Origin of the sequence: Undibacterium sp. Jales W-56 (assembly GCF_025548535.1) — a bacterium.
In the GTDB taxonomy this organism is placed as follows: Bacteria; Pseudomonadota; Gammaproteobacteria; order Burkholderiales; family Burkholderiaceae_D; genus Undibacterium.
The window spans coordinates 1-856 of sequence record NZ_JAJLQW010000014.1 but is presented as its reverse complement, the minus strand read 5'-3'; the positions used below and the strand labels follow the sequence as shown (position 1 = coordinate 856).

Sequence of the window (856 nt, the reverse complement as noted above, 5' to 3'; positions counted from 1 at the left end):
CGTCGGCGCTGCACTCTGCCGTTACAGCTGTGGACGCCGTGCTCGCAGCCCAGCACCGCGCCGTCCTGGCCGCCGCCACGGCCGACAACACGCGCCGGGCGTACCGGTCCGCCGTAAACCACTACCTGGCGTGGGGCGGCGTGTTGCCGGCCGACGAGGCGGCGATCATCCGCTACCTGCTCACCTACGCGCCGACCCTCAATCCCCGCACCTTGGCGTTGCGCCTGACGGCACTGTCGCAGTGGCACGTCCACCAGGGCTTCCCCGATCCGGCGTCGACGCCGACCGTGCGCAAGACACTGACGGGGATCGCGCGCACGCACGGCCGCCCGAAGAAGAGGGCCAAGGCGCTGCCGATCGAGGACCTGGAACGCATCGTGGCGCAGCTGGTCAGCGCCCGCACGTTGAAGGCGACGCGCGACAACGCGCTTTTGCAGATCGGTTTTTTCGGCGGATTGCGGCGCAGCGAGCTAGTCGCCATCGAGGTCGGACATGTTGGCTGGACACCCGAGGGCATCGAGATCATGCTGCCGCGCTCGAAGACTGACCAACTGGGCGAAGGGATCATCAAGGCGATCCCGTACAGCGACGGCCCTTGCTGCCCGGCGACGGCGTTGCGCGCCTGGCTCGACGCCGCCGACATCGTGGCCGGACCGGTGTTTCGGTCTATCAGCAAGTGGGGGACGGTGGCCAGCGCCGCGCTAGGCGTGGGCAGCGTGAATACGATCCTGGAGGATTGCGCGACACTGGTCAAACTCGACTATGTGCTAGACCTGTCGAGTCACAGCCTGCGGCGCGGCATGGCCACCAGCGCGCACCGCGCCGGCGCCGACTTCCGCGACATCAAGAAGCAAGG

General features: G+C 68.2%; 1 protein-coding gene. It reads left to right on the top strand.

Annotated elements, in window-relative coordinates; all coding sequences use genetic code 11:
- Positions 1–8: 8 nt before the first annotated feature.
- On the top strand, positions 9–856 hold an 848-nt coding region (locus tag LPB67_RS19065), incomplete at its 3' end, for a tyrosine-type recombinase/integrase (protein ID WP_262838921.1).